General features: G+C 70.8%; 20 protein-coding genes. 7 read left to right on the top strand and 13 right to left on the bottom strand.

Features of this window, described 5'->3' with window-relative positions; genetic code table 11:
* Positions 1-170: 170 nt before the first annotated feature.
* From ABT015_RS04950 to ABT015_RS04925, 6 genes are all read right to left on the bottom strand, one after another.
* Positions 171-1,043: a DNA adenine methylase gene (locus ABT015_RS04950; RefSeq protein ID WP_350876833.1), complete on the bottom strand. Its 873-nt coding sequence runs from the start codon at positions 1,041-1,043 to the stop codon at positions 171-173.
* Entirely contained in the window at positions 1,040-2,395 is a 1,356-nt protein-coding gene (locus ABT015_RS04945) for a hypothetical protein (RefSeq protein ID WP_350876831.1), read from the bottom strand. The genes ABT015_RS04950 and ABT015_RS04945 overlap by 4 nt, the downstream gene beginning before the upstream one ends.
* A gap of 364 nt (positions 2,396-2,759) precedes the next feature.
* Positions 2,760-4,619: a phosphomethylpyrimidine synthase ThiC gene (thiC, locus tag ABT015_RS04940; protein ID WP_350876829.1), complete on the bottom strand. Its 1,860-nt coding sequence runs from the start codon at positions 4,617-4,619 to the stop codon at positions 2,760-2,762.
* Positions 4,620-4,889: 270 nt separating this feature from the next.
* Positions 4,890-5,090, bottom strand: a complete 201-nt coding sequence (locus ABT015_RS04935; RefSeq protein ID WP_350876827.1) for a DUF5326 family protein — start codon at positions 5,088-5,090, stop codon at positions 4,890-4,892.
* A gap of 216 nt (positions 5,091-5,306) precedes the next feature.
* Complete coding sequence (gene tenA, locus ABT015_RS04930; RefSeq protein ID WP_063348422.1) at positions 5,307-5,975, bottom strand: thiaminase II; 669 nt, start codon at positions 5,973-5,975, stop codon at positions 5,307-5,309.
* A gap of 98 nt (positions 5,976-6,073) precedes the next feature.
* Entirely contained in the window at positions 6,074-6,391 is a 318-nt protein-coding gene (locus ABT015_RS04925) for a cupin domain-containing protein (protein ID WP_350876824.1), read from the bottom strand.
* A 153-nt stretch (positions 6,392-6,544) separates the two neighbouring features.
* Here ABT015_RS04925 and ABT015_RS04920 point away from each other — a divergent pair, with 153 nt between their 5' ends.
* Positions 6,545-6,925 (top strand): phage holin family protein, encoded by a 381-nt coding sequence (locus ABT015_RS04920; protein WP_063351244.1) that lies wholly within the window; start codon positions 6,545-6,547, stop codon positions 6,923-6,925.
* Between the two features lie 136 nt (positions 6,926-7,061).
* Here ABT015_RS04920 and ABT015_RS04915 read toward each other — a convergent pair whose 3' ends face one another.
* Together ABT015_RS04915 and ABT015_RS04910 are read right to left on the bottom strand one after the other, a co-directional pair.
* Positions 7,062-7,487, bottom strand: a complete 426-nt coding sequence (locus tag ABT015_RS04915; RefSeq protein WP_350876822.1) for an SsgA family sporulation/cell division regulator — start codon at positions 7,485-7,487, stop codon at positions 7,062-7,064.
* 240 nt (positions 7,488-7,727) lie between these two features.
* A complete protein-coding gene (locus ABT015_RS04910; protein WP_350876820.1) occupies positions 7,728-8,591 on the bottom strand; it encodes an IclR family transcriptional regulator in 864 nt (287 codons plus the stop codon).
* A gap of 327 nt (positions 8,592-8,918) precedes the next feature.
* Between ABT015_RS04910 and ABT015_RS04905 the strand changes: the two genes are divergently transcribed.
* Positions 8,919-9,461, top strand: coding sequence for an NUDIX domain-containing protein (locus ABT015_RS04905; RefSeq protein WP_063348425.1), 543 nt, complete (start codon positions 8,919-8,921; stop codon positions 9,459-9,461).
* 26 nt (positions 9,462-9,487) lie between these two features.
* Here the strand turns inward: ABT015_RS04905 and ABT015_RS04900 are convergent, their stop codons facing one another.
* From ABT015_RS04900 to pdhA, 4 genes are all read right to left on the bottom strand, one after another.
* A complete protein-coding gene (locus ABT015_RS04900; RefSeq protein ID WP_350876817.1) occupies positions 9,488-11,092 on the bottom strand; it encodes a globin domain-containing protein in 1,605 nt (534 codons plus the stop codon).
* A gap of 223 nt (positions 11,093-11,315) precedes the next feature.
* On the bottom strand, positions 11,316-12,668 hold the full coding sequence (locus ABT015_RS04895; protein ID WP_350876815.1) for a dihydrolipoamide acetyltransferase family protein: 1,353 nt from the start codon (positions 12,666-12,668) through the stop codon (positions 11,316-11,318).
* Positions 12,668-13,672, bottom strand: coding sequence for an alpha-ketoacid dehydrogenase subunit beta (locus ABT015_RS04890; RefSeq protein ID WP_350876812.1), 1,005 nt, complete (start codon positions 13,670-13,672; stop codon positions 12,668-12,670). Before ABT015_RS04890 ends, ABT015_RS04895 begins: the two co-directional genes overlap by 1 nt.
* Complete coding sequence (gene pdhA / locus ABT015_RS04885; protein WP_350876810.1) at positions 13,672-14,811, bottom strand: pyruvate dehydrogenase (acetyl-transferring) E1 component subunit alpha; 1,140 nt, start codon at positions 14,809-14,811, stop codon at positions 13,672-13,674. The genes ABT015_RS04890 and pdhA overlap by 1 nt, the downstream gene beginning before the upstream one ends.
* A gap of 149 nt (positions 14,812-14,960) precedes the next feature.
* Here pdhA and ABT015_RS04880 point away from each other — a divergent pair, with 149 nt between their 5' ends.
* Positions 14,961-15,422: an Lrp/AsnC family transcriptional regulator gene (locus tag ABT015_RS04880; protein ID WP_350876808.1), complete on the top strand. Its 462-nt coding sequence runs from the start codon at positions 14,961-14,963 to the stop codon at positions 15,420-15,422.
* Between the two features lie 66 nt (positions 15,423-15,488).
* On the opposite strand, the gene ABT015_RS04875 is transcribed toward ABT015_RS04880, so the two are convergent.
* Entirely contained in the window at positions 15,489-16,073 is a 585-nt protein-coding gene (locus tag ABT015_RS04875) for a TetR/AcrR family transcriptional regulator (protein ID WP_063348430.1), read from the bottom strand.
* A gap of 148 nt (positions 16,074-16,221) precedes the next feature.
* Between ABT015_RS04875 and ABT015_RS04870 the strand changes: the two genes are divergently transcribed.
* From ABT015_RS04870 to ABT015_RS04855, 4 genes are all read left to right on the top strand, one after another.
* Positions 16,222-17,490, top strand: coding sequence for a putative hexosyltransferase (locus ABT015_RS04870; RefSeq protein WP_350876805.1), 1,269 nt, complete (start codon positions 16,222-16,224; stop codon positions 17,488-17,490).
* A 198-nt stretch (positions 17,491-17,688) separates the two neighbouring features.
* Positions 17,689-19,389, top strand: coding sequence for a phenylacetic acid degradation protein PaaN (gene paaN / locus ABT015_RS04865; protein WP_350876803.1), 1,701 nt, complete (start codon positions 17,689-17,691; stop codon positions 19,387-19,389).
* Positions 19,390-19,534: 145 nt separating this feature from the next.
* Positions 19,535-21,022 (top strand): FAD-dependent monooxygenase, encoded by a 1,488-nt coding sequence (locus ABT015_RS04860; protein WP_350876801.1) that lies wholly within the window; start codon positions 19,535-19,537, stop codon positions 21,020-21,022.
* Between the two features lie 395 nt (positions 21,023-21,417).
* Complete coding sequence (locus ABT015_RS04855; protein WP_350876799.1) at positions 21,418-23,568, top strand: protease pro-enzyme activation domain-containing protein; 2,151 nt, start codon at positions 21,418-21,420, stop codon at positions 23,566-23,568.
* Positions 23,569-23,834 lie beyond the last annotated feature (266 nt).

Raw genomic sequence — 23,834 nt, 5'->3', positions numbered from 1 at the left:
GGCGGGAGCCAATGATGCTTGCCCCACGTCGCATGGTGAACCGAGGACCCGGCGGATCCACGCGACTCAGCAGGTGCGTGGAAGATTCCGAACGCAGACTCACGCCAGAGTCAATCAGAAAAAATCAGGAAATATGCCGTAGGGAAGGGGCTAGAGGGCTGCGACCACATCTATCCCACCAGGCGGAAATTATCATCGCCGATTATCCCACTGACGTCCGGCAACGCCACACTGTCCGAGAAAACTGCATATTCCACACCCATTCGCTGAATTTGAGCTGTGTGGAAAATACTAAACTCGGCACACCGGAATCCCTTGTAAAGCTCCTCGGTGACGCGCTCATCCGCGTCGTACGTCAAGAGCCAATGGAGATTCGTATTACGCAAAACCTCAGCCAGTTCGGCGTGGTCGTCTCTAGTCAGGGAGTCCAAGTACAGGCGATCCCCCTGGATAAGGTACGGGGGGTCAACGTAAAGCAGAACCTCTGTTCCGTGCATCTCAAGATCCCGAATGAAATCGCGAGCGTCAGATTCCGCCAGCGTTACAGACGCCGAAAAATCGCCGAGATGCTTGACGCGTTCCGCCAAAGCCTCACGATTGAAGCGAGCGTCAATTTTCCACTTTCCAGACTGATCCAAGCCACCAATCGGGCGGGCACGAAGAATCCCTGATCGATTACACCTATTGAGGAAAAATGTGGCAAATCCGAGCTCGCGGTCAGATTTCCCTTCCGGACTACCATAAACACTCACATGATGCTTCCATGCATCAATTGAGATTTCCTCAGAGTGAATCATTTTAATGAACTCTTGGCCATCCTGGAAAACGCACCGCCAGAAGGCGGCAATCCCAGGATCGAGGTCATTAATATAAATTCGCTCGACGCTCTTATCGATCAGAAGACGCAAAGCCGAACCCGCGCCTCCGGCAAACGGCTCTGCGTAATACCGGGGGCGCGGGTTCTGTTGCGCGATCAGCTGAGAGATAAACGGGGCCAGTCGCGCCTTTCCGCCTGGATACCTAAGCGGACTGATATACCTCATCGGCTCTTCTTCTCGAGGAATTCATCGATCTTCTGCAGCAAAGGTCCGTATGCCGAACTCAACTTCCGCACCTCCGTCGTCAATGGACTGGCCTGCCAAGAGTGAACGAACGCGTGCAGGGTCTTCAGCACAAGCGCACCATCCTCCTGTTGCGACAGCCTCCACGCATTCTGAAGGTCCGGGTCGGCCTTCTGGGGATCAATCTGGTTCAGAACCGCACCGATCCTACCCTTAAGGGTGTCCTGGTTCCGCTTCCACCCCTGCTGCTCAGCGACATCCGTGACAGTGATGTCGACCACTGCCCTGATCATGATCGCAGCCACGTTGGGCATCTCGTCGATCTTGATCTTCTTGGCTTCTTCCAGGGTCTCAGACGTCCGAATACTAGACCGCCTCAATGTGACTCCCTGGAAGAGCCTTTTCTCGAATTCAACCCTCTTGCGCCTAGTTGGCTTCTGAGCGTCGTCGCCAGTGCCTGGCCCATCCGACTGATCCGGAACCCCGCCGCTTTCGACTGCGGAGTTCCGGGAGAATTTTTCGGGGTTGTCAAGTCGGTCGGAAAGCTTAGGGAGGTCACCCTCGACAACCTTAAGGTAGTCACGCCGGTTTTCCTTGCTCTTGATTTGGTCAACCGAAACGGGGCCCGCAAGGTCAGAGAAGAGCCGAGAGAGAACAGGCTTTACCCGCTGCTTAGGGAAGCTGAGCAGGACCAGGTCTCCATCGAACTCAAGGCCCAGCCGGTTACGCACGTCTGGGTCGCCGATCATTCGACCCAGGTTCGTAATCCGGCCGTTCCTTACCGTCTGAGCGTCATTCCTGAGTTGCTGTTCCTCGGGATACCAAGACGAGACGGCGTCAATAAGCAGTCGCGCCTTTTCTGTCGGGGTGGAGCGACCGCTGAAGCGGCTAACCTCCCCAGAATCCCACTTCACGATCCCTACGCCGGAGTTTTCTCCCGTATGCCGAAGACGAATCCAATGCTCAGCCTGGAGCCGATCCTCTGCAACGACGCAAGAAATCCTCCGCGGGATGTTGTTGTTGCGGGCAATCGCAGCGAGTTGCTTCCTAAGCTTCTCAGTCGGGGCCAGCGCAGGCTTCGCAAGGAGCTTGACAGCTGCGATCCGCCGGTTCCCTTCGACCACGACAGGCCGGCCGTCTTCGAACACCACGATTGGAAGCTCTGCCGGGTTCATGCCACGGTGTGCAATGTCCCTCGCCAGCCGCAAGAGCTTTTCGGGGCTCTTGCCCAGAAGAGCAGCAATCGACTCTTCAAGGGTACTCGTTTTCTTCTCGTGCCTGGGGTTCGTCTCATCCAGCGTCAGCGACGCGACGGACATCATCGTCTGCTTCATGCGGCTCATCGTCGCAGCGACTCCCCTACCACGCACCCAATTTTCGTGAACTGGATCATACCCGTCATGCGCGTGCACAACTAGCAGGTCGGAGGAAGCGCAAACTGGTTCAAAAAATGCACCATATGGGACATATTGCCAACGCCTGGGGCCTCCGGGAGCCACTGGGCTGGCGACGCAGGCCTCCATCGGAGAACCTGCGCTGCCGCAATATTGACATGAACATCCCAAACTGCCGAGGGTCATTATCGGCAGCTTCAGCCGGAGGCTACGAGGCCATGACGAACCCGTGGCTGCAAAGGCGAGGCCAGAGCGCCGTTCCGGGTGCCGGTGGCCCTGGAACGGCGCAGCCAGGCAGATCTGGTCAGTCGGCGAGCGGGAGGTAGACCCGGTTACCCTGCTCCGCGAACTCCTCGGACTTGGCCCGCATGCCGGCCAGGGCCTCGGCGTCGTACTCGGTGTTCACGGCCTTGTCGCCGTACAGCTCTGTGATGCTTTTGCTGATCTTCATCGAGCAGAACTTCGGGCCGCACATGGAGCAGAAGTGGGCCGTCTTGGCGGGTTCGGCGGGGAGGGTCTCGTCGTGGAAGGCGCGGGCGGTCTCCGGGTCGAGGGCCAGGTTGAACTGGTCCTCCCAGCGGAACTCGAAGCGGGCGTCGGACAGGGCGTCGTCCCAGTCCTGGGCGCCGGGGTGGCCCTTGGCGAGGTCGGCGGCGTGGGCGGCGATCTTGTAGGTGATCACGCCGGTCTTGACGTCGTCGCGGTTGGGCAGGCCCAGGTGCTCCTTGGGCGTGACGTAGCAGAGCATCGCGGTGCCCCACCAGGCGATCATCGCGGCGCCGATGCCCGAGGTGATGTGGTCGTAGCCGGGGGCGACGTCGGTGGTGAGCGGGCCGAGGGTGTAGAACGGCGCCTCGTCGCAGATCTCCTGCTGGAGATCCATGTTCTCCTTGATCTTGTGCATCGGGACGTGGCCCGGGCCCTCGATCATCACCTGGACGTCGCGCTCGCGGGCGATCCGGCCGAGTTCGCCGAGGGTCTGCAGTTCGGCGAACTGCGCCTCGTCGTTGGCGTCCGCGATGGAGCCGGGGCGCAGGCCGTCGCCGAGCGAGAAGGTGACGTCGTAGCGCGCGAGGATGTCGCAGAGCTCCTCGAAGTTGCTGTAGAGGAAGTTCTCCTGGTGGTGCGCCAGGCACCAGGCGGCCATGATCGAGCCGCCGCGCGAGACGATGCCGGTCTTGCGGCGGGCGGTCAGCGGGACGTACCGGAGCAGCACGCCGGCGTGGACGGTCATGTAGTCGACGCCCTGCTCGCACTGCTCGATGACGGTGTCCCGGTACACCTCCCAGCTCAGGTCCTCGGCCTTGCCGTCGACCTTCTCCAGGGCCTGGTAGAGCGGCACGGTGCCGATCGGCACGGGGGAGTTGCGCAGGATCCACTCGCGGGTGGTGTGGATGTTGCGGCCGGTGGAGAGGTCCATGACGGTGTCGGCGCCCCACCGGGTGGCCCAGGTCATCTTCTCCACCTCCTCCTCGATCGAGGAGGTGACGGCGGAGTTGCCGATGTTGGCGTTGATCTTCACCAGGAAGTTGGTGCCGATGATCGCCGGCTCCACCTCGGGGTGGTTCACGTTGACCGGGATGACGGCCCGGCCGCGGGCCACCTCGGCCCGCACGTACTCGGGGGCGAGGCCCTCGCGCAGCGCCACGAACTCCATCTCGGGGGTGACCACGCCCCGCTTGGCGTAGGCGAGTTGGGTGACGGCGGCACCGCCGCGGCCGCGCAGCGGGCGGCGCGGGCGGCCCGGGAAGACGGCGTCCAGGTTGCGCAGGTTCCCGCCGCGCGGCGAGGTGTGCTTGATCCCGTCGTCCTCGGGGCGCGCCTCGCGGCCGTCGTACTCCTCGACGTCGCCGCGCTGGCGGATCCAGGCGTCGCGCAGGGCGGGCAGGCCGCGCCGCACGTCGGGTTCGTAGGCCTGGTCGGTGTACGGGCCGGAGGTGTCGTACAGCGGGACGGTCCTGCCGTTGGTGAGCTGCACCTCGCGGTACGGGACCCGCAGGTCGGGCCGGGACCCTTCGCGGTAGGCCTTGCGCCAGGCCGGGGTGGGGTAGCCGGTGCCGGCGCTGGTGACGGTGGCGGCCTCGCCGGCCTCGGCGCCGCTGTTCCCGGTGCCACTGTTCCCGGTGCTGCGGGCAGGCTGCGGCTGTGCTTCGAACGTGGTCATCTGACCTCATACTCCCTACGCCGGCATTACCCGGTCAGGTTCCTGCGGTCGACGCAGCCGTCGGTCCGTCCGTCGACGTCCCGGTCAGCGCCCTCTCAGCCCGGTGCTCCGAGCTCCCGCGTCGGCAGGCGGTGTTGCCTGCACATGACGCCCAACACCGTAGCGAGCCGATCGCCGCAGGTCCAGCACGCCCCAGCAGGCCGGACGTCCCGCCGGGAACGCCGAAGGCCCGGCCCCCCGTCCAGGGGGGGCCGGGCCTCGGGCGGTTGCTCAGCCCTTGGCGGCCTTCTTCACCAGGACCACCACGGCGGCGGCGATGCCGGCGACGACCAGCACCTTGATCATGATGCTCAGCAGGGCGCCGACGACACCGAAGACGAATCCCAGGATGTTCCAGAGCAGCACCAGGACCAGCACCGGGATGACGATGTTCCGCACCCAGGAGGGCAGCGACTTCCAGAGCTCAGCCATGACCGTTCCTTCTCTCCCCGTGGGGTCGGCTGCCGTCCGGTGCCGCATCCCGCTTGCTTTCGGTACTTCGATCGTACGGGGACACGAGTGCCGGAACGAGGCCTGTCGGCCCGGAGAGAACCCCTAGATCACCCCGACCCGGGGCCCCGGGGAGACCCGGGTGCCGGCCTCGGGGACGACCCCCGGGAAGGGCCCCGCACCCCCTGCGACCAGCGGTCAGACCGGCCAGCGCTCGCCGCGCCAGGCGGCGTCCCAGAACATCCACTCGTAGCGCGAGGTGGTCGTGAAGTGCTCGACGACCCGGCGCCGTTCGGCCGGGGAGATCTCCTCGCCGAGGCGGTCGGTGAGCGCCAGCACCCGGCGGACGACGGACTGGAACGCCTCGTCGCCGTAGGTGGCGATCCACTTGGCGTACAGCGGGTCGGGGGAGCCCTGGGCGAGCAGCGCCTCGCCGACCCGGGCGTAGATCCAGTAGCAGGGCAGCACCGCGCCGACGGCCTCGGCGAAGGAGCCGCCGTAGACGGTGGCCAGCAGGTAGCTGGTGTAGGCCCGGGTGGTGGGCAGCACCGGTTCGGCGGCGGCCTGCTCGGCGCTGCCGCCGAAGGCGGTCAGGAACTCGGCGTGCATGCCCTGTTCCGCGGCCAGCGCGCCGACCGCGTCGTCGGCGAAGGCCCGCACGTCCTCCTCGCCGGGCGCCTTGGCGGCGCAGACGGCGAGCGCGCGGGCGTAGTCGCGCAGGTAGTGCGAGTCCTGGACGACGAAGTGGCGGAAGGCCGCACGCGGCAGGGTGCCGTCGGTGAGGCCGCCGATGAAGGGGTGGGCGAGGATCTCGGCGTACACCGGCTCGATGGCCGCCCAGAGTTCTTCCGTCAGGCTCTTGCTCATGCCCAGGACCCTAGACCGTCCGTCCCCGGTCGGGCCCGGTCGGTCCCCTGCCAGTTCCCGGCCAGTTCCCGGCCGGTTCCCGATCGATCCGCGGGCGGTCAACCCTCGGGCGGGGAGAACACCACCAGGACCCGGAGCTCCTCGGTGACGTGGTGGAAGCGGTGCGGGGTGCCGGCCGGGACGTAGGCGACGGTGCCGCGCCCGACCGTGGCGGTCTCGGCGCCGACGGTCAGTTCGGCCCGGCCGCTGATCACCTGGTAGATCTCGTCCTGGTCGTGCGCGGTCTGCGGGTCGGTGTCGCCGGGGGAGAGCGCGTAGAGCCCGGCGGACATCCGCGGTTCGCGCAGGAAGCGCAGGTAGGCGCCGTCGTTCGCCGCGCGTTCGACGTCCAGTTCGTCCAACCGGAACAGCTTCACCGCTGCTCCCCTCCTTCGTCCATCCTCCGTGCGGGCCACGGGCATTCAACACCACGGGCACCGGACCGGGGGCGCCAAGATGTCCGGCGGGAGCGCCAACATGTCCGAGGAGAGCTTCCCCCGGGGCGGCGAGGCCTGCCAGGCTTGGGCGTCATGAAGGGTTTCCTCATCAAGACAGTGATCAACGCGGTGGCCATCTGGGTCGCCGCCTGGATCGTCAACGGTATCCAACTCGCCAGCGGCAAGGCCGACCTGGGACACAAGGCCCTGACGGTGGTCGCCGTCGCCGTGGTCTTCGGCTTGGTCAACTTCCTGATCAAGCCGCTGGTCAAGCTGTTCTCGTTCCCGCTGTTCATCCTCACCCTGGGACTGATCACCTTCGTGATCAACGCCCTGATGCTGTGGCTGACCTCCTGGGCCGCGGGGAAGCTGCACCTGGACTTCAACGTCACGGGCTTCGTGCCGGCGCTGCTCGGATCGCTGATCATCAGCCTGGTCTCGTGGGGGCTGCACCTGGCCCTGGACGACGACTGACCTCGGCCGTGGCCGGGCACCGACTGGCCGAACACGACCTGGCCGGGCACCGGCCGGCCGAACACGAGAGGGGCCCGCGCCCGGGTGGTTCACCCGGCGCGGGCCCCTTCGTCGGTGGCGGCGGTGCGGCCACCGCTCACCCCGCGTTCTCACATCCCCGGAGGATGTCCGCGAGCTCGGCGTCGAGTTCCCGCCCGGTGATCTCCTGGCCCATCGGCACCAGCCGGTCGGTGCGCGCCAGGAAGGCGACCAGCGGCGGCGCCGAGGCCCGCAGCAGGGCGTCCCCCTCGGGGGAGTGCAGCACGATGCAGACCTCGGTGAGCTCCTCACCGACCGGGTGGATGTGCACGTCGCCCTCGCCGGAGGGCCGGCTGATGCCGTCGAGCAGCAGCTCGCGCGCGAACACCCAGGTGACGGGTTCGTCGCCGGGCAGGTGGAAGGTGAACCGGACGGCGTAGGGGTCGTCGGGCTCGTACTCCAGGTCCACCACGATGCGGAAGGAGAGCTCGTGCGAGACCACGAGGTTCATCACCAGGTGTCCCTGGACTGTGCTGTGCTGCATGGCGCCAGTACCTCTCGTGGGGGCGGCCGGGTGGGCCGTGGGGTAGGGGGCTGGGCAGGGCCGGGGGCTTCGGGTGCGGGGATTGGGTTATATCGTCAATTGCTGTGTGTGGGACGTTTTCTGACGGTTTTGTGCAACCGATCCCTGTTAGATCCCCATCGTCCATGTTTGGGGACGTAGTGGACAAGGTGTGCTTTTTCAAATGGTGAACGAACGGGATCCGGGACGGCGCGGGGAGCGTCAGAGGACGAACGACGGGCCCATCGCGCCCACGCTGCGCCGCAGTTGGCCGGCGACGACGGTCAGCCGGTCGGCCTGTTCGACGGGCAGCGAGAGGGCCATGGTGGCGACCATCGGCCCGACGGTGATGGGGACGGCCGCGCAGACGGTGCCGAGCGCGTACTCCTGACGTTCCAGGACGGGCATGGTCGGTCGCAGGGAGGCGAGCCGGCGCAGGACGGCGGCCTCTCCGATGACGGTGGACGGGGTGAGCCCGACCGGCGGGTGGCGGGCGAGGTGGTCACGGCGCTCCTCCTCGGACAGTTGGCCGAGCAGGCACTGGCCGATGGCGTGCGCGTGGCCGGTGGCGCGGAGGTCGGCCCAGGGCTGGACGGCGGGGTGGCCGGGGTCGTCGGCGACGTCCACGACGTGGATCTCGCCGTCCCGGTAGAGCGCGAAGTAGACGGGGGCCCCGAGTTCGTCCCGTAACCGCCGCATCCGCGCGCGCAGGTCGCGCCGGTCGGACTGCCGGTCGTCGGCCCGGCCTATGCCGTTGACCGACTCCCCGTAGAAGAACCGGCCGTCGGAGCGCCGGAGGTAGCCCTCGTGGGTGAGGGTGCGCAGCAGGTGGTAGGCGGTGCCGAGCGGCAGTCCGGCGGCGCGGGCCAGTTGCTTGGCCGTGGCGCCCTGCCGGAATCCCCCGACGGCCTCCAGCAGCCGCAGTGCCCGCTGGACGGAGCCGATCAGGGTGGGGCCGCGGCCCTTGCCCGGCGAGGTGGACGGAGAGCTGGACGGCGGCGGGCTGCCGGGCGGCGCGGTGGGCGTCGGCGACCTGGTGACGCGCCCGGTGCGGACCGTCCTGGACGGCTCTGCGATCTGATCCATGGCCACGTCCATCCCCCAGCCCGAGTCAATGCACAGAAAGGGCATCCGGAGCGAAGCCCTCCGATCTGCCCGATAGTGGCTCATTGCAGCACAGGGATGACCTCCCTGCAATCACTCTTACAGCGATCACTCGGCAAAATCCTTCGATTCGAAGGTAAAAATCATGATCATTCGGCATTTGGAAGATCAGTTCAAGATTCACCTTCGCTATCCAAGATCTATCCGCAGTTACTCCCCGCCCCCGAACGGACGCACCGGTTCGGGCGGGTTTCGGCCGGACCGTCCCGCGGGAGACTCCCGCACAACGCTCCAGCCCCGGAGGTCGCCATGGGCCCCGACAACCGAACCCCGCCGCCCCGCCCGGTGGTGAAGCGCACCGCGCGGGCGATCCTGCTGGAGCTCGACCCGGACGACCCGTACGGCCCGGCCTCGATCGTGCTGATCCGACGGGTCCGGCCCGGCTCGCCCCAGCCGTACTGGATCACTCCCGGCGGCGGGGTCGAACGCGGCGACCGCACCGTGGTCGAGGCGCTGCACCGCGAGGTGGACGAGGAACTCGGCGGCAAGATCGTCGACGTGGTGCCCGCCTTCGTCGACACCATCAGCCACACGCACCATGACGACGGCACCCTGCTCCACCCGCACGGGGTCAAGGTGCAGCACTTCTTCGCCTGCCGGCTCGCCTCGATGGACCTCAGCCGGCGGCACGGCCCCGAGGTGGACGAGCCCAACGGCGAGTACCAGGTGGTCCGGCTGCCGTTCACCCGCGAGGGGGTGACCTCCGTCAACGTCGTCCCGCCCCGGCTGCGGGCGTACCTGGCGGCCAACATCGAGGGCGTCCGCGCGCTGCTCGCCCCGGACCTCGGCTGACCGGCTGACCCGCCGGCCACTCCCGATCACCCCGCCGCGAGGTCGCCCACCAGGTCGTGCCGGATCCGCTCGGCCGCCACGCCCGAGCGCAGCAGCACCCCGACGCCCCGGCGGACCATCGCGGGCGGCCCGCTGAGGAAGGCCTCCCGCCCGGCCCACGGCCCGAACCGGCCCACCACCTCGGGGAGTTCGCCGGTCAGCGCACCCTCGGCCGGCCCGGTGCCGGAGAGCACCGGCCGCACCGTGAGCCACGGCAGCCGCCGGGCCAACTCGTCCAGCCCGTCCAGCTCGTACAGGTCGGCGACGCGGCGGGCCCCGTAGAACACGTCGACGGCGCCGACCGGCGTCCCGCGCTCGGCCACCTCCTCGACCAGCGCGCGGATCGGCGCGATGCCGGTGCCGCCGCCGAGGCAGAGCAGGTCCGCGCCGGCGACGTGGTCGGCGGTCATCGTGCCGACCGCCGGGCCCAGCCGCAGGACGTCCCCGGGCGCGGCCCGGTGGACGAGCGCGTTGCTCACCCAGCCCGCCTGGACGGCCTTCACGTGGAAGGTCAGCAGCCCGTCCGGCCGGGGGGCCGAGGCGAACGAGAAGTGCCGCCAGACCCGCGGCCACCAGGGCGTCTCCAGACTGGTGTACTGCCCGGCCCGGTACGGGTACGCCTGGTCCGGCCGGACGGTGATCACCGCGACGTCCCGGGTGCGGCGCTCGTGCCGGACCACCTCGCCCTGCCACCAGGGCGGCGAGGTGCGGGCGGCGTCCTCGGCGGCCTCGATCATGATCGAGGAGACCAGCCGGTAGACCCGGCGCCAGGCCAGCTCGGTCTCGGCGTCCCACCGGCTGCCCGCGTACCTGGCCAGCGCCTGTACCAGGCACTCGCCGACCGGGCCGTAGTGGCCGGTCAGCGTGCCGTACCGGCGGTGGCCGCGGCCGAGCGCGCCGAGGTGGACGCGCAGGCCGGCCGGGTCGTCGGCGCTGCGGGCGGCGGCCAGCAGCGCGCGGAACAGGCGGTCCCGCTGGACGTCCATGGCGGCCGGGAAGAGCGCCCGGACCTCGGGGTGGTGCAGGAAGATCAGCGCGTAGAAGTGCGCGGTGGCGCGGTCGGCGACCGGCTCGACGACCGCCAGGCTGGCCCGGATCAGCTCGACGTCCCGTACGGTGAGCGGCTGGTCGACGGCGGAGGCGCCGAGGCCAGGGGCGCCGAGGCCGGGGGCGCCGAGGCCGGGGGCGGGCAGCGGGGCCGACAGCTGGGCCGGGCGGCCCTCGGCGGGCTCCTGCGCGGCCCAGGCCCTGGTCCAACTGTCGCCGGGGCCAGCCCAGTTGAGGCCGGGAGCGTCGGTGAAAAGCGGCCGGAACGCGGGGGCGGCAGGCGGTTCGGCGGGCGGCTCCGGGTAGTCGGGCGCGGGGACGACGGGTGGCTGCACCGGCGGGGCGGGCACCGTCGGAAGGACGGCCGTCGGCGCCTCGGCCGGGATCCACGGCGGGAGGTCCGGCGGGTCCAGCGGCATCGGCGGCCGCTCGGGCCCCGCCGCGTCCGGGCCCGCGTCCGCCGGGAGCTCCGGCAGGCCCGGGACGGAGGCGGCGCCCGCCGATCCGTGCCCGGTGCGGACCAGAAGTGTTCTGCGGGACTTCACCGCAACGTTTCGAGTACCCAAGAGAATCGTTTCGCCTCCGGCCGCCCTGCGCCACCACCTGGCTTGTCTCTGCTAGCGCCTAGGCAGCGTGGCACGCCCGAACTGCTCATCCGACAAATCACGCGAAGCCCGGACGCCCGGGCCCGGGACGCGCTACTCTCCCTCGATTCGCGCCCCGTCGCCCTGGGTGCGGAGCACGCCACCCAGGGCGACCGAGCCGTGCTCAGAGCTGCCGCAGCAGCGTCCCCGGCCGCTCCACGCAGTCCGCGACGAACCGCAGGAAACCGCCCGCCGTCCCGCCGTCGCAGACCCGGTGGTCGAAGGTGAACGACAGCTGCACGACCTCGCGCACAGCCAACTCCCCCTCGTGCACCCAGGGTTTGGCGACGATCCGGCCGACCCCGAGCATCGCCGCCTCGGGGTGGTTCAGGATCGGGGTGGAGCCGTCCACGCCGAACACCCCGTAGTTGTTCAACGTGAAGGTGCCACCGGTCAGTTCGGCCGGGGTGAGCGAGCCGTCGCGTGCCGCCTCGGTCAACCGACCGAGTTCCTCGCCGAGTTGCTCGGTGGTGCGGGCGTGGGCGTCCCGCACCACCGGGACGACCAGACCCCGCCGGCCCTGCGCGGCGAAGCCCAGGTGCACCGCCGGGTGCCGGATGATGCCCGAACCGTCCTCCGTCACACTGGAGTTGAGCTCCGGGAAGCGGGCCAGCGCGACCGTGCAGATCCGGGCGAGCAGCGCCAGCACGCTCACCTTCGGGCCCGGGGCGGCATTCAACTGCCGCCGCAGCAGCATCAGTTCGGTGGCATCGGTGTCCACCCAGCAGGTCACCGCGGGGATCTCCCGGTGGCTGCGGCCGAGCTTCTCGGCCACCGCCTTGCGCAGCCCGCGCAGCGGGACGACGCCCTCCCGCGCGACCGGCCCCGGAGCCGTCGGAGCCGCCGGAGCCGTCGGAGCCGTCAGGGCCACCGCCTTCACCGCGACCGCCCGTTCGACGTCCGCGCGCATGATCAGCCCGTCCGGGCCGCTGCCGGAGAGCGCGGCCAGGTCGACCCCCTGTTCCCGGGCCAGCCGCCGCACCAGCGGCGAGATCACCGGCACCACGCCCGGAACGGTCCGCACCACCGGCGCGGGAGCCGGAACGACAACCGGGACGACAGCCGGAACAGCAGCGGAGACAGGACCAGGAACCGCACCCCCCACCCGGCGCCGCCGCCCGCCCTTCCCCGGCTCGGCGACCCCGTACCCGACCAGCGGCCGCTCCACCTCCGCCGCCGCCTCGGCCAGCATCCCGGCCGCCGCCTCGACCAGCAGCGAAGCCCCGTCCGCCGGAGCCACCGCGACCGTCACCAGCGGCGCGCCCACGGCGATCTCCTCGCCCTCCTCGCCGTACCGGGCGGTGACCACCCCGCCGTACGGGCAGGGCACCTCCACCACGGCCTTGGCGGTCTCCACCTCCACCACCGGCTGGTCGACCGCGATCACCTCGCCGACCTCGACCAGCCACCGCACCACCTCGGCCCCGGTGAGTCCCTCACCGAGGTCGGGCAGCCGGAACTCGCGCACGACGGGCATCATCCTCGGTCCTCCCACTGCAGCCGGGCGACCGCGTCCAGGATCCGGTCCACCCCGGGCAGGTGGTGGTGCTCCAGCATCGGCGGCGGGTACGGGATGTCGAAGCCGGTCACCCGCAGCACGGGCGCGGCCAGGTGGTGGAAGCAGCGCTCGGTGACCCGGGCGGCGATCTCCGCGCCGGTACCGCCGAAGCCGCTCGCCTCGTGCACCACCACGGCCCGGCCGAGCGAGCGCACCACCCGGCAGACCGTCTCGTCGTCGAACGGCACCAGGGTGCGCAGGTCCAGCACCGCGAGGTCCCAGCCCTCGGCCTTCGCCGTCTCGGCCGCCTCCAGGCAGACCGGCAGCGAGGGCCCGTAGGTGATCAGGACGGCGGAGGTGCCGGGCCGCCGCAGCACGGCCCGGCCGATCGGCTCGACCGGCGCGGCCGGGTCGAACCCGTCCTTGCCCCAGTAGAGCCGCTTGGGCTCCAGGAAGACCACCGGGTCGTCGGAGGCGATCGAGGCCCGCAGCAGCCCGTACGCGTCGGCGACCGTCGCCGGGGTGACCACGTGCAGGCCGGGGGTGGCCGCGTAGTACGCCTCGGAGGCGTCGCTGTGGTGCTCGACCCCGCCGATGCCGCCGCCGTACGGGATGCGGACGGTGATCGGCAGCGGGAGCCGACCGGCCGTGCGGTTGCGCATCTTGGCGACGTGCGAGAACAGCTGCTCCAGCGCCGGGTAGGCGAAGGCGTCGAACTGCATCTCGACGACCGGGCGCAGCCCGTACATCGCCATGCCGATCGCGGTGCCGAGGATGCCGGCCTCGGCCAGCGGGGTGTCCAGGCAGCGGTCGGGGCCGAACTCGGCGGTCAGCCCGTCGGTGATCCGGAAGACGCCGCCGAGCGCGCCGACGTCCTCGCCGAGCACGTGCACCGCCGGGTCCTCGCGCAGGGCGTCGCGCAGCGCCGCGTTGAGCGCCTGCGCCATGCTCGCCGTACGGGTCGGTGTGGCCGTCTGGTTCATCAGTGCTGCACCTCGGCCTCGGCGGCCAGCTCGGCGGACAACTGGGCGGCCTGTTCCCGCAGTTGCGGGGTCGGCTCGGCGAAGACATGGGTGAACAGGGCCATCGGGTCCAGCTCGGGGTCGGCGTGGAACTCGGCCCGCATCCGGGCCGCCAGCGCCTCCGCCTCGTCGGCCGCCGACTGCACCAGCGCGTCGTCCAGGACGCCGAGTTCGCGCAGCGAGCGGTCCATCAGCAGGATCGGGTCGTACTCCCGCCAGGCGGCGACCTCCGGGTCGGTGCGGTAGCGGGTGGCGTCGTCGGCGTTGGTGTGCGCCTCGACCCGGTAGGTGAGCGCCTCGACCAGGGTCGGGCCGCCGCCGGTCCGGGCCCGCTCGACCGCCTCGGTCAGGACGCCGTGCACGGCGGGCGCGTCGTTGCCGTCCACCAGCCGGCCCGGCATGCCGTAACCGACGGCCTTGTGGGCGAGGGTGGGCGCGGCGGACTGCGCGCTGAGCGGGACGGATATCGCGTAGCCGTTGTTCTGCACCAGGAAGACCACCGGTGCCTGGAGCACCGCGGCGAAGTTCAGCGCCTCGTGGAAGTCGCCCTCGCTGGTGCCGCCGTCGCCGAGCAGGGCCAGCGCGACCACCGGCTCGCCGGCCAGCCGGGCGGCGTGCGCCAGCCCGACGGCGTGCGGGGCCTGGGTGGCGAGCGGGGTGCAGAGCGGGGCGGTGCGGGTGGCTCGCGGGTCGTAGCCGGTGTGGGCGGTGCCGCGCAACAGGGTCAGCGCCTCCAGCGGGTCGACGCCCCGGGAGACCACCGCGAGGGTGTCGCGGTAGCTGGGGAACAGCCAGTCGGCCTCGCCGAGCACCAGCGCGGCGGCGACCTGGCAGGCCTCCTGGCCGGTGGACGCCGGGTAGACGGCCAGCCGGCCCTGTTTGGTCAGGGTGGTGGCCTGCTGGTTGAAGCGGCGGCCGACCACCAGGCGGCGGTACAGCTCGCGCAGCAGTGCGGGGTCGTACTTCTCCAGCGCGGGGGTGCCGAGCACCCGGACCGGTGAGGCGTCCGGGAGCAGGGGGGCCGGGTCGGTCCGCGGGGCGGTGGCTCCGGGGGTCCAGCCGGGCACCGCCGTGTGGTGTCTGTGGTCGAGAACGGTCATCTCGGGGCACCTCCTGGGGTGGCGGGGGCTCCCTACCGATTGTTCGGTCGTCTGTTCATCTTGACCAGAAGCGTGACAAGGTGGTGGACATTCGGCCTGAGCGGCGGTCGACTGGTGGCAGTGCGTCCAATCGGCGAGGGTGGGGGGTCATGTCGGCTGAACAGATGTCCAGACTCGACCGGGTCGACCGTTCGATCCTGCGGCTGCTGCAGCAGGACGGCCGCGCCTCGATCCGCTCGGTGGCCGAGCGGGTGCACGTGTCCCGGGCGAACGCCTACGCCCGGATATCCAGGATGGTCGAGGACGGCATCATTCGCGGCTTCACCGCCCGCGTCGACCACGAACGGGCAGGTCAGGGCGCGTCCGCGTACATCACCCTGAAGATCGTCCAGAACTCCTGGCGCACGGTCCGGGAGCAGCTGCTGGAGCTCCCCGGGGTCGCCCACATCGCCCTGGTCGGCGGAGACTTCGACGTCCTGCTGCTGGTGCACACCGCGGACAACCACGCGCTGCGGGAGCTGGTGCTGGGCAGCATCCAGTCCATCCCCCAGGTGCTCGGCACCCGGACCATGCTGATCTTCGAGGAGACCGACCAGGTCCCCCCGGACTGACCAGGCCCCCCGGACCGACCAGGCCTCCGGACCGACCGGCAGGCCCCGGCCACCGGCCGGCGGCGGCTACCGCGCGCGCAGCCCGTCGAAGGCCAGGTGGACGACCGCGTCCGCGACCCCGTCGGTGCCCTTGAGGCCCGGCCGGTACCACTCCACGATCGAGTTGATCATCCCGAACAGCAGCCGGGTGGCCAGCCGCGGCTCGACGTCCGCGCGCAGCGCACCGTCCGCGACCGCCGCCCGCAGCAGCTCGGCGACCTGGTGGTCGAACTCCCGGCGCCGCTCCAGCGCCCACTGCTCGGTCACCGTGTTCCCGCGCACCCGCAGCAGCAGCGTCACGTACGGCAGTTCCGCGAGCAGCACCTCGGCGGTGCGGCGCACCACGTGCTCCAGCCGCTCCACCGCCGGGCCCCGCACCGCCGCCGGCTCGGCCAGGATCGCGAACAGCCCGTCCAGCGCCCGCCCGACGGCCAGCCGCAGCAGCTCCTCCTTGCCGCGGACGTGGTGGTAGATGGACGACTTGGAGATCCCGGCCGCCCGGGACAGGTCCTCCATCGAGGTGCCGTCGTAGCCGCGCTCGTTGAACACGTCGACGGTCACCGCGAGCAGTGACTCCACGGTGTAGGCGGTACGCGTGCTGTGATCGGCCATCCTCCGAGTATCCCCGGCCGCCCCGCACCGTACGCGATCGGGTCCGGTCGGGTCCGCGGCAGCGCTCTGGTCCACACCAGGCCCCGAGGCGCAGGCCCTAGACTCGGCGGACGATCGTCCACGTCCAGCAGGGTGGGGTCCAGTCCGAATGAACGCAATACCGGCCGTCGCCTCCGACGTGCCCGAGCAGCGCAGCGATGATCCGGGGGGCGTGCCCGGCGGCGGCTGGCGGGAAGGCGCCCGCGCCCTGGTGGTCCGGTTCGGGCCGGCGGTGTGGTGCTACGCGGTGCTGAAGCTGATCGGCTTCACCGTCTTCATGAAGCTGCTCTCCTTCTCCGGCGACTACCTCAAGAAGCCGGCCCGGTTCGGCGGCGGCGCCAACCCCTGGGACGTGCTGGCGACCTGGGACGGCTGGTGGTACCAGCAGGTGGCCCAGTTCGGCTACCACCCGGCGCTGGTCACGATCCCCAACGGCCCGGTCGGCTTCTCCGTCGAGCAGAACTCCGCCGCGTTCTTCCCGCTCTACCCGGGCCTGATGCGGATGACCTCGGACGTCACCGGCCTCGGCCTGTACGGCGCCGGGATGCTGGTGTCGGTGGTGGCCTCGCTGTTCGCCGCCGCCGGGATCTACGCCGTGGTGGACCGGATGGCCGGCCCCAGGGCGGGCGTGATCGCGGCCGGGATCTGGGCGATCGCCCCGGGCTCGGGCGCCGAGTGGGCGGTCTACTCGGACTCCACCTTCGTCGCGCTGGCCGCCTGGGCCTGCTACTGCGTGATGACCAAGCAGTGGGTCGCCGCCGGAGTGATCACCCTGGTCACCGGGCTCAACCGGCCGACCGCCGCGGCGCTGATAGGCGCGGTCGGCCTGGCCGCGCTGGTGGAGCTGTACCGGCGGGAGAGCGGCGTCCTGCGCCCGCTGACCGCGATGCTGCTGGCCCCGGTCGGCCTGCTCGGCTACGTGGCCTGGGTGGGCTGGCGGATGGGCGAGTGGGGCGGCTACTTCCGGCTCCAGCACGACGCCTGGCTGCACTACTTCGACTGGGGTCAGGGCACCTGGCACGCGATCCGCGGCGTGCTGCTGGGCCGCAACGACTACCCGTTCGCGTTCCCGGTGCCGGACCTCTTCGCCACCCTGATCGTGCTCACCCTGCCGGTGCTGATCGTGCTGCTGATCCGGCTGCGCCCGCCGCTGGTGCTGACCGCCTACACGCTGGCCACGATCGTCTCGGTGCTGGGGAGCCTCGGCATCTTCGGCAACGTCTCGCGCTACCTGCTGCCGGCGTTCCCGCTGCTGATCGCGCTCGCGGTGGCGATGCGCAAGCTCAGCTGGCCGGTGCTGGCCGCGGTGCTGGGTTTCGGCGCGGTCGCCTCCGGCTGGTACGCGGGGTACGTCATCTTCGAGCTGGGCGTGCCGTAGGCCCTGCCCCGCACCGACCCCCAGGGGGCGCGTCCACGACGGACGCGCCCCCGCGCGTCTTCCGGCCACCGCGCCCGCGCGTTTCCGGACACCACCCCCGCGCGTTCTCCCGGATTCCGTCCCCTGCACCCTCTTGAGCCGACCGATCGTTCGGTTACCCTGTGACGTGTCCCGTCCTCCCTCCTGAGGAGCGCACAGATGTCCGCAGCGGTCACCCACCCCCTCGTCGGCGAACTGGTCGAGCGCCACCAGGCCACCCTGGACGCCGCCCTCGACGCCGCCGCCAAGCGCGACTACTGGTCGCCCTACCCCGAGTTCCCGAAGGCGTACGGCGAGAGCGGCCCGGCGGACGGCAAGGCCGCCTTCGACGCCCTGCTCGGCCAGCCGTTCACCCTCGACGGCCACCCCGCCGACGGCGACCTGGTCGGCGGCGAGGCCTCCCCGTACGGCATCGAGCTGGGCATCGGCTACCCGCACGCCGAGCCGGACGCGCTGATCGCCGCGCTGAGCGCCGCCCGGCCCGGCTGGGCCGCCGCCACCCCGCTGGAGCGCGCCGCCGTCTGCCTGGAGATCCTGCACCGGATCAACGCCCGCTCCCACGAGTTCGGCCAGGCCGTCATGCACACCACCGGCCAGGCCTACGGCATGGCCTTCCAGGCCGGCGGCCCGCACGCCCAGGACCGCGGCCTGGAGGCGGTCGCCTACGCCTACGCCGAGCAGACCCGGCTGCCCCGCCGGGCCGGCTGGACCAAGCCCCAGGGCAAGCGCGAACCGCTGGTGATGACCAAGGAGTTCACCGTCGTCCCGCGCGGCCTCGCGCTGCTGGTCGGCTGCAACACCTTCCCCACCTGGAACGGCTACCCCGGCCTGTTCGCCTCGCTGGCCACCGGCAACCCGGTGCTGGTCAAACCGCACCCGCGCGCCGTGCTGCCGCTCGCGCTGACCGTCCGGACCGCCCGCGAGGTGCTCGCCGAGGCCGGCTACGACCCCAACCTGGTCTGCCTGGCCGTCGAGCACGAGGGCGGTACCGTCGCCCAGGCCCTCGCCGTCCGCCCCGAGATCCGGCTGATCGACTACACCGGCTCCACCGCCTTCGGCGACTGGCTGGAGGAGCACGCCAAGCAGGCCGAGGTGTACACCGAGAAGGCCGGCGTCAACGCGGTCGTCATCGACTCCACCGACGACTACAAGGGCATGCTCGGCAACCTGGCCTTCGCCCTCTCGCTCTACAGCGGCCAGATGTGCACCACCCCGCAGAACCTGCTGATCCCGCGCGGCGGCATCGCCACCGACCAGGGCGACAAGTCCTACGACCAGGTCGTCGCCGACCTCGCCGCCGCCATCGACGGCCTGCTCTCCGACGACGCCCGCGCCGCCGCCATCCTCGGCGCCGTGGTCAACCCGGGCGTGCTGCAGCGCTCGGCCGCCGCGGCCGGCGGCGAGTACGGCGAGCTCGCCCTCGCCCCGCGCGCGGTGACCTCGCCGGACTTCCCCGGCGCGACCGTCCGCACCCCCGCGCTGGTCAAGCTGGACGCCGACAAGCCGGACGACCGCGCGGTCTTCCGCACCGAGTGCTTCGGCCCGGTCTCCTTCGCCGTCGCCGTCGAGTCCACCCCCGCCGCCGTCGAGCTGCTGCGCACCACCGTCCGCGACAAGGGCGCCATGACGGCCTCCGCCTACACCACCTCGCCCGAGGTGGAGGGCCTGCTGGTGGCGGCCGCGCTCGACGCCGGCGTCTCGCTCTCGCTCAACCTGACCGGCGGCGTCTACCCCAACCAGACCGCCGCCTTCTCCGACCTGCACGGCACCGGCGCCAACCCGGCCGCCAACTCCGCCTACTGCGACGGCGCGTTCGTCGCCAACCGGTTCCGCACCGTGGAGGTCCGCCGGCACGGCTGAGCGCCGTCCGATCCGCTCCGGGCCCCGGCGGTCACCCACCGCCGGGGCCCGGCGGTTCACAGCTCCCCGCGGGCCCGGGATGATGGAGTCTGGGAGAACGCCGGACACGGCGTCCAACCGCCCTCCGAACACCGGGAGCTGACACATGACCGCGAAGCCGACGACCGCCACCGACATCCTGATCGTCGGTGCCGGACCGACCGGGCTGCTACTGGCCGGCGACCTCGCCGCGGCCGGGGTCGGCGTCACCGTCCTGGAGAAGCGCGGCGCCGAGTCCAACCTGACCCGGGCCTTCGCCGTGCACGCCCGCACGCTGGAGTTCCTGGACGCCCGCGGCCTCGCCGACGACCTCATCGCCACCGGCCGCCCGGTCACCGGCCTGAGGATGTTCGACCGTTTCGGCATCGACCTGAGTTCGCTGCCCACCCGCTTCCCGTTCGTCCTGATCACGCCGCAGTACCACGTCGAACGGCTGCTCCAGGACCGCGCCGAGCGGGCCGGCGCGACCGTCCTGCGCGGCGCCGAGGTCACCGCCCTGCGCCAGGACGCCGAGGGCGTCACCCTGGAGACCCGCGACGGGAACAGCTTCACCGCCCGGTACGCGGTCGGCACCGACGGCGTCCGCTCCACCGTGCGCGACCTGCTCGGCATCCCGTTCCCCGGCGAGTCCGTGGTCGACTCGGTGATGCTCGCCGACGTCCGGCTGGAGCGCGAGCCCGCCGACACCATCACCGTCGGCGCCAACGAGACCGGCTTCTCCTTCCTCGCCCCCTTCGGCGACGGCTGGTACCGGCTGATCGCCTGGGACCGCAAGGAGCGGCAGCCGGACGGCACCACCCCCTCGCCGGAACGCCTGGCCGCCATCGCCCGGACCACCCTCGGCGAGGACTACGGCCTGCACGACGTCCGCTGGAGCTCCACCTTCCACAGCGACGAGCGCCAGGCCCCCAACTACCGCTCCGGCCGGGTCTTCCTGGCCGGCGACGCGGCGCACTGCCACTCCCCGGCCGGCGGCCAGGGCATGAACACCGGCCTCCAGGACGCCGCCAACCTGTCCTGGAAGCTCGCCGCCACCCTTCAGGGCCGCGCCACCGACGCCCTGCTCGACACCTACCAGAGCGAACGGCACCCGGTCGGCCGGACGGTGCTGCGCACCTCCGGCGCGCTGATCCGGCTCGCCCTCGCCGAGTCCGCCCCCACCCGCGCACTGCGCGGGGCGCTCACCACGCTCGGCGGCCACCTCGACCTGGTCACCGAGCGCGGCGCCCGGATGGTCTCCGGCATCGACATCTCCTACCCGGCCCCGAAGGACGCCCACCCGCAGGTCGGCAAGCGCGTCCCGGACCTGCGGCTGACGGCGCTGCGCAAGCCCGTCGAGGGCGCCCCGGCCGCCCCCGAGCGGCTCTACGAGGCGCTGCGCGAGGGGAAGTTCGTCCTGGTCAGCAACGACGAGCTGGCCGCCGCCGAGCCCTGGGCGGACCGCATGGTCGCCGCCGCCCCGGCCGACCCGCACGGCAAGCTGCGCGACACCGTCCTGCTGATCCGCCCGGACGGCTACGCCGCCTGGGGCGCCGTCGACCCCGGCCAGGGCGAGCTCCGCACCGCCCTCACCGCCTGGCTCGGCACCCCCTGACCCCCGCCGGCGGGTGCGCGGCCTCCCCGCGCACCCGCCGGACCGGCTGTCAGACCGGTTTTCGGGCCCGGCCTTTCACACAGTTCCGCGCCGCCTGAGCCCGATTCCCGCGCGTCGCCTTTCGGCCCACGCCGGTCATGCTTCCCGCGCGGCCCCACCCGGTTCCACGTCCGTCCCTTCCGCCCCGCACCGGTAGGGGCCGGTTCCGGAATCCGGACCATTCACTGTATGGAATCCCCGCATTCCGGGTGTCCACAGTTGACTGTTTTTTAGCAACGAATTGCTTGACCATGAGCCACTTTGCCCACTGGTTCTGTCATGTTCTAGCCAGCGTTTTCGACTCCGGAACGCTCTGGCCCCTTGCCGGCCCCCACAGCCGGCCAGAGGAGGATCCGTTGCGCCCCCGCTCCCTTGCCCTCGCCGCGGCGATAGCCGTGCTGCCGCTGACCGCCGTCTCGCTCGGTGTCTCCACCGCGCAGGCCGCCCCCGCTCCCCGTGTCGCGCTCCCGAACACCGTCAACCCGGCGGTGGCCCACTCGGAGAAGAAGGGCGACGTCCCGGCCGAGCAGCAGATCTCGGTGGCCGTCAGCCTGAAGCTGCGTGACACCACCGCCCTGGACCGCTTCCTCACCGCGGTCGCCACCCCCGGCACCCCCGAGTTCGGCAAGTACCTGACGCCGGAGCAGTTCACCGCCCGGTTCGGGCCGACCCAGGCCGCCGTCGACCAGGTCAAGACCTACCTGGCCGCCCAGGGCCTGACCGTCACCGAGGTGAGCGCCAACCGCCAGGTGGTCAGCGCCCACGGCACCAACGCGCAGATCTCGCAGGCCTTCGGCACCCACGAGAGCTCCTACGTCGACCCGCAGCTGCAGCGCGCCTTCTTCGCCAACGACGCCGCCGCCTCCGTCCCGGCCGACCTGGCCGACGTGGTCCAGGGCGTGAGCGGCCTGGACAACCACGCGGTCCGCAAGAACCGCCTGGCCAAGCCGAACTCCGTCACCCCGCACACGGCCTCCTCGACCCCGAGCGGCTTCGGCCCGTCGCAGTACGACGGCGCCTACAACCTGAACAAGACCGGCGCCGACGGCACCGGCACCACGGTCGCCCTCTGGGAGTTCGACGGCTACTCGTCCTCCAACCTGACCACCTACGACTCGCAGTACGGCCTGTCCGGCCCGGCCGTCTCCACGGTCTCGGTGGACGGCGCCAACTACGACTCCGCCCCCGGCGGGGGCCAGGGCGAGGTCGAGCTGGACAGCGAGATCGTCCGCGGCGCGGCGCCGAAGGCGACCCAGCTGGTCTACGAGGCGCCCAACAGCGACCAGGGCGAGATCGACATGGCCAACAAGATCGTGGCCGACAACCAGGTCTCGGTCATCTCGATCTCGTGGGGCTCCTGCGAGCCGGACACCACCGCCGCCTCGATGACGGCCGTGGACAACGCCTTCAAGCAGGCCGCCGCCCAGGGCATCTCGATCTTCTCCGCCTCCGGTGACGACGGCTCCCGCGACTGCACCCGCTCCACCAGCGGCTCGTCGGTCAAGGCGGTCGACTTCCCGGCGTCCAGCCCGCACCAGACCGGCGTCGGCGGCACCAACCTCCAGGTGTCCGGCACCTCGTACTCCTCGGAGAGCGCCTGGAGCGGCGCCGGCGGCGGCGTCTCCACCGTGTTCGGCAAGCCGACCTGGCAGACCGGCACCGGCACCGGAACCGGCACCATGCGCACCGTCCCGGACGTCTCCTCCAACGCCGACCCGGCGAGCGGCTTCGCCATCTACACGGCCGGCTCCTGGCAGGTCTACGGCGGCACCAGCGCGGCCGCGCCGCTGTGGGCCGGCTACGCGGCCCAGTTCAACCAGAAGGCCAAGGCCGCCGGCCAGCCGGTCCTGGGCGAGGCGAGCCCGAAGCTGTACGCGGTCGCGAACAGCAGCAACTACTCCGGCGCCTTCCACGACGTGACCAGCGGCTCCAACCAGGACTACCCGGCCGGGACGGGCTACGACCAGGTCACCGGCTGGGGCACCCCGATCGCCGACGGCCTGACCACCGCCCTGCTCGGCGGCGGCTCCACCACCCCGCCCACCGGCGGCTGCACCGCGGCCCAGCTGATCGGCAACGGCGGCTTCGAGACCGGCACCGCCGCCCCGTGGACCACCTCCAGCGGCGTGATCGACAACAGCTCCTCGCAGGCGGCCCACTCGGGCAGCTGGAAGGCCTGGCTGGACGGCTACGGCAGCGCCCACACCGACACCCTGTCGCAGACCGTCTCGGTACCGGCCGGCTGCAAGTCCGCCAGCCTCACCTTCTGGCTGCACATCGACACCGCGGAGACCGGCACCACCGCGTACGACAAGCTGACCGTCCAGGCCAACGGCACCACGCTGGCGACGTACTCCAACGTCAACGCCGCCGCCGGCTACGTGAAGCGCACCCTGGACCTCTCCTCCTTCGCCGGCAAGAGCGTGACCATCAAGTTCACCGGCACCGAGGACGGCTCCAACCAGACCAGTTTCGTGATCGACGACGTCGCGCTGAACGTCAACTGACCACCAGCGGGTAGCACCACCTGACCCCCGCCGGGGCGGCGCCGACAGGGCCCGCCCCGGCGGTGTGCGTCCGCCCGGCGCGGCAGGCGGCACGGGCGGGCGGGCGGCGAGGACGTGTGTTTCCGAACTGTTTCAAGATCACTAACCCTTCGGTTCACCTGCCGTGACCCCTGTCGTACGCACGACTGATGACGTAGCCTCTCGACCGTGCATAGGGTTCCCCAAAGCTCGGTGAAGCCGTCGGCGGCGAGCCTCGGCGCCGGCCA

It is taken from the genome of Kitasatospora sp. NPDC094016 (assembly GCF_040304045.1).
Classification (GTDB): Bacteria; Actinomycetota; Actinomycetes; order Streptomycetales; family Streptomycetaceae; genus Kitasatospora.
The sequence above is the reverse complement of the archived record's forward strand: the minus strand, read 5'-3'. Positions and strand labels throughout refer to the sequence as shown.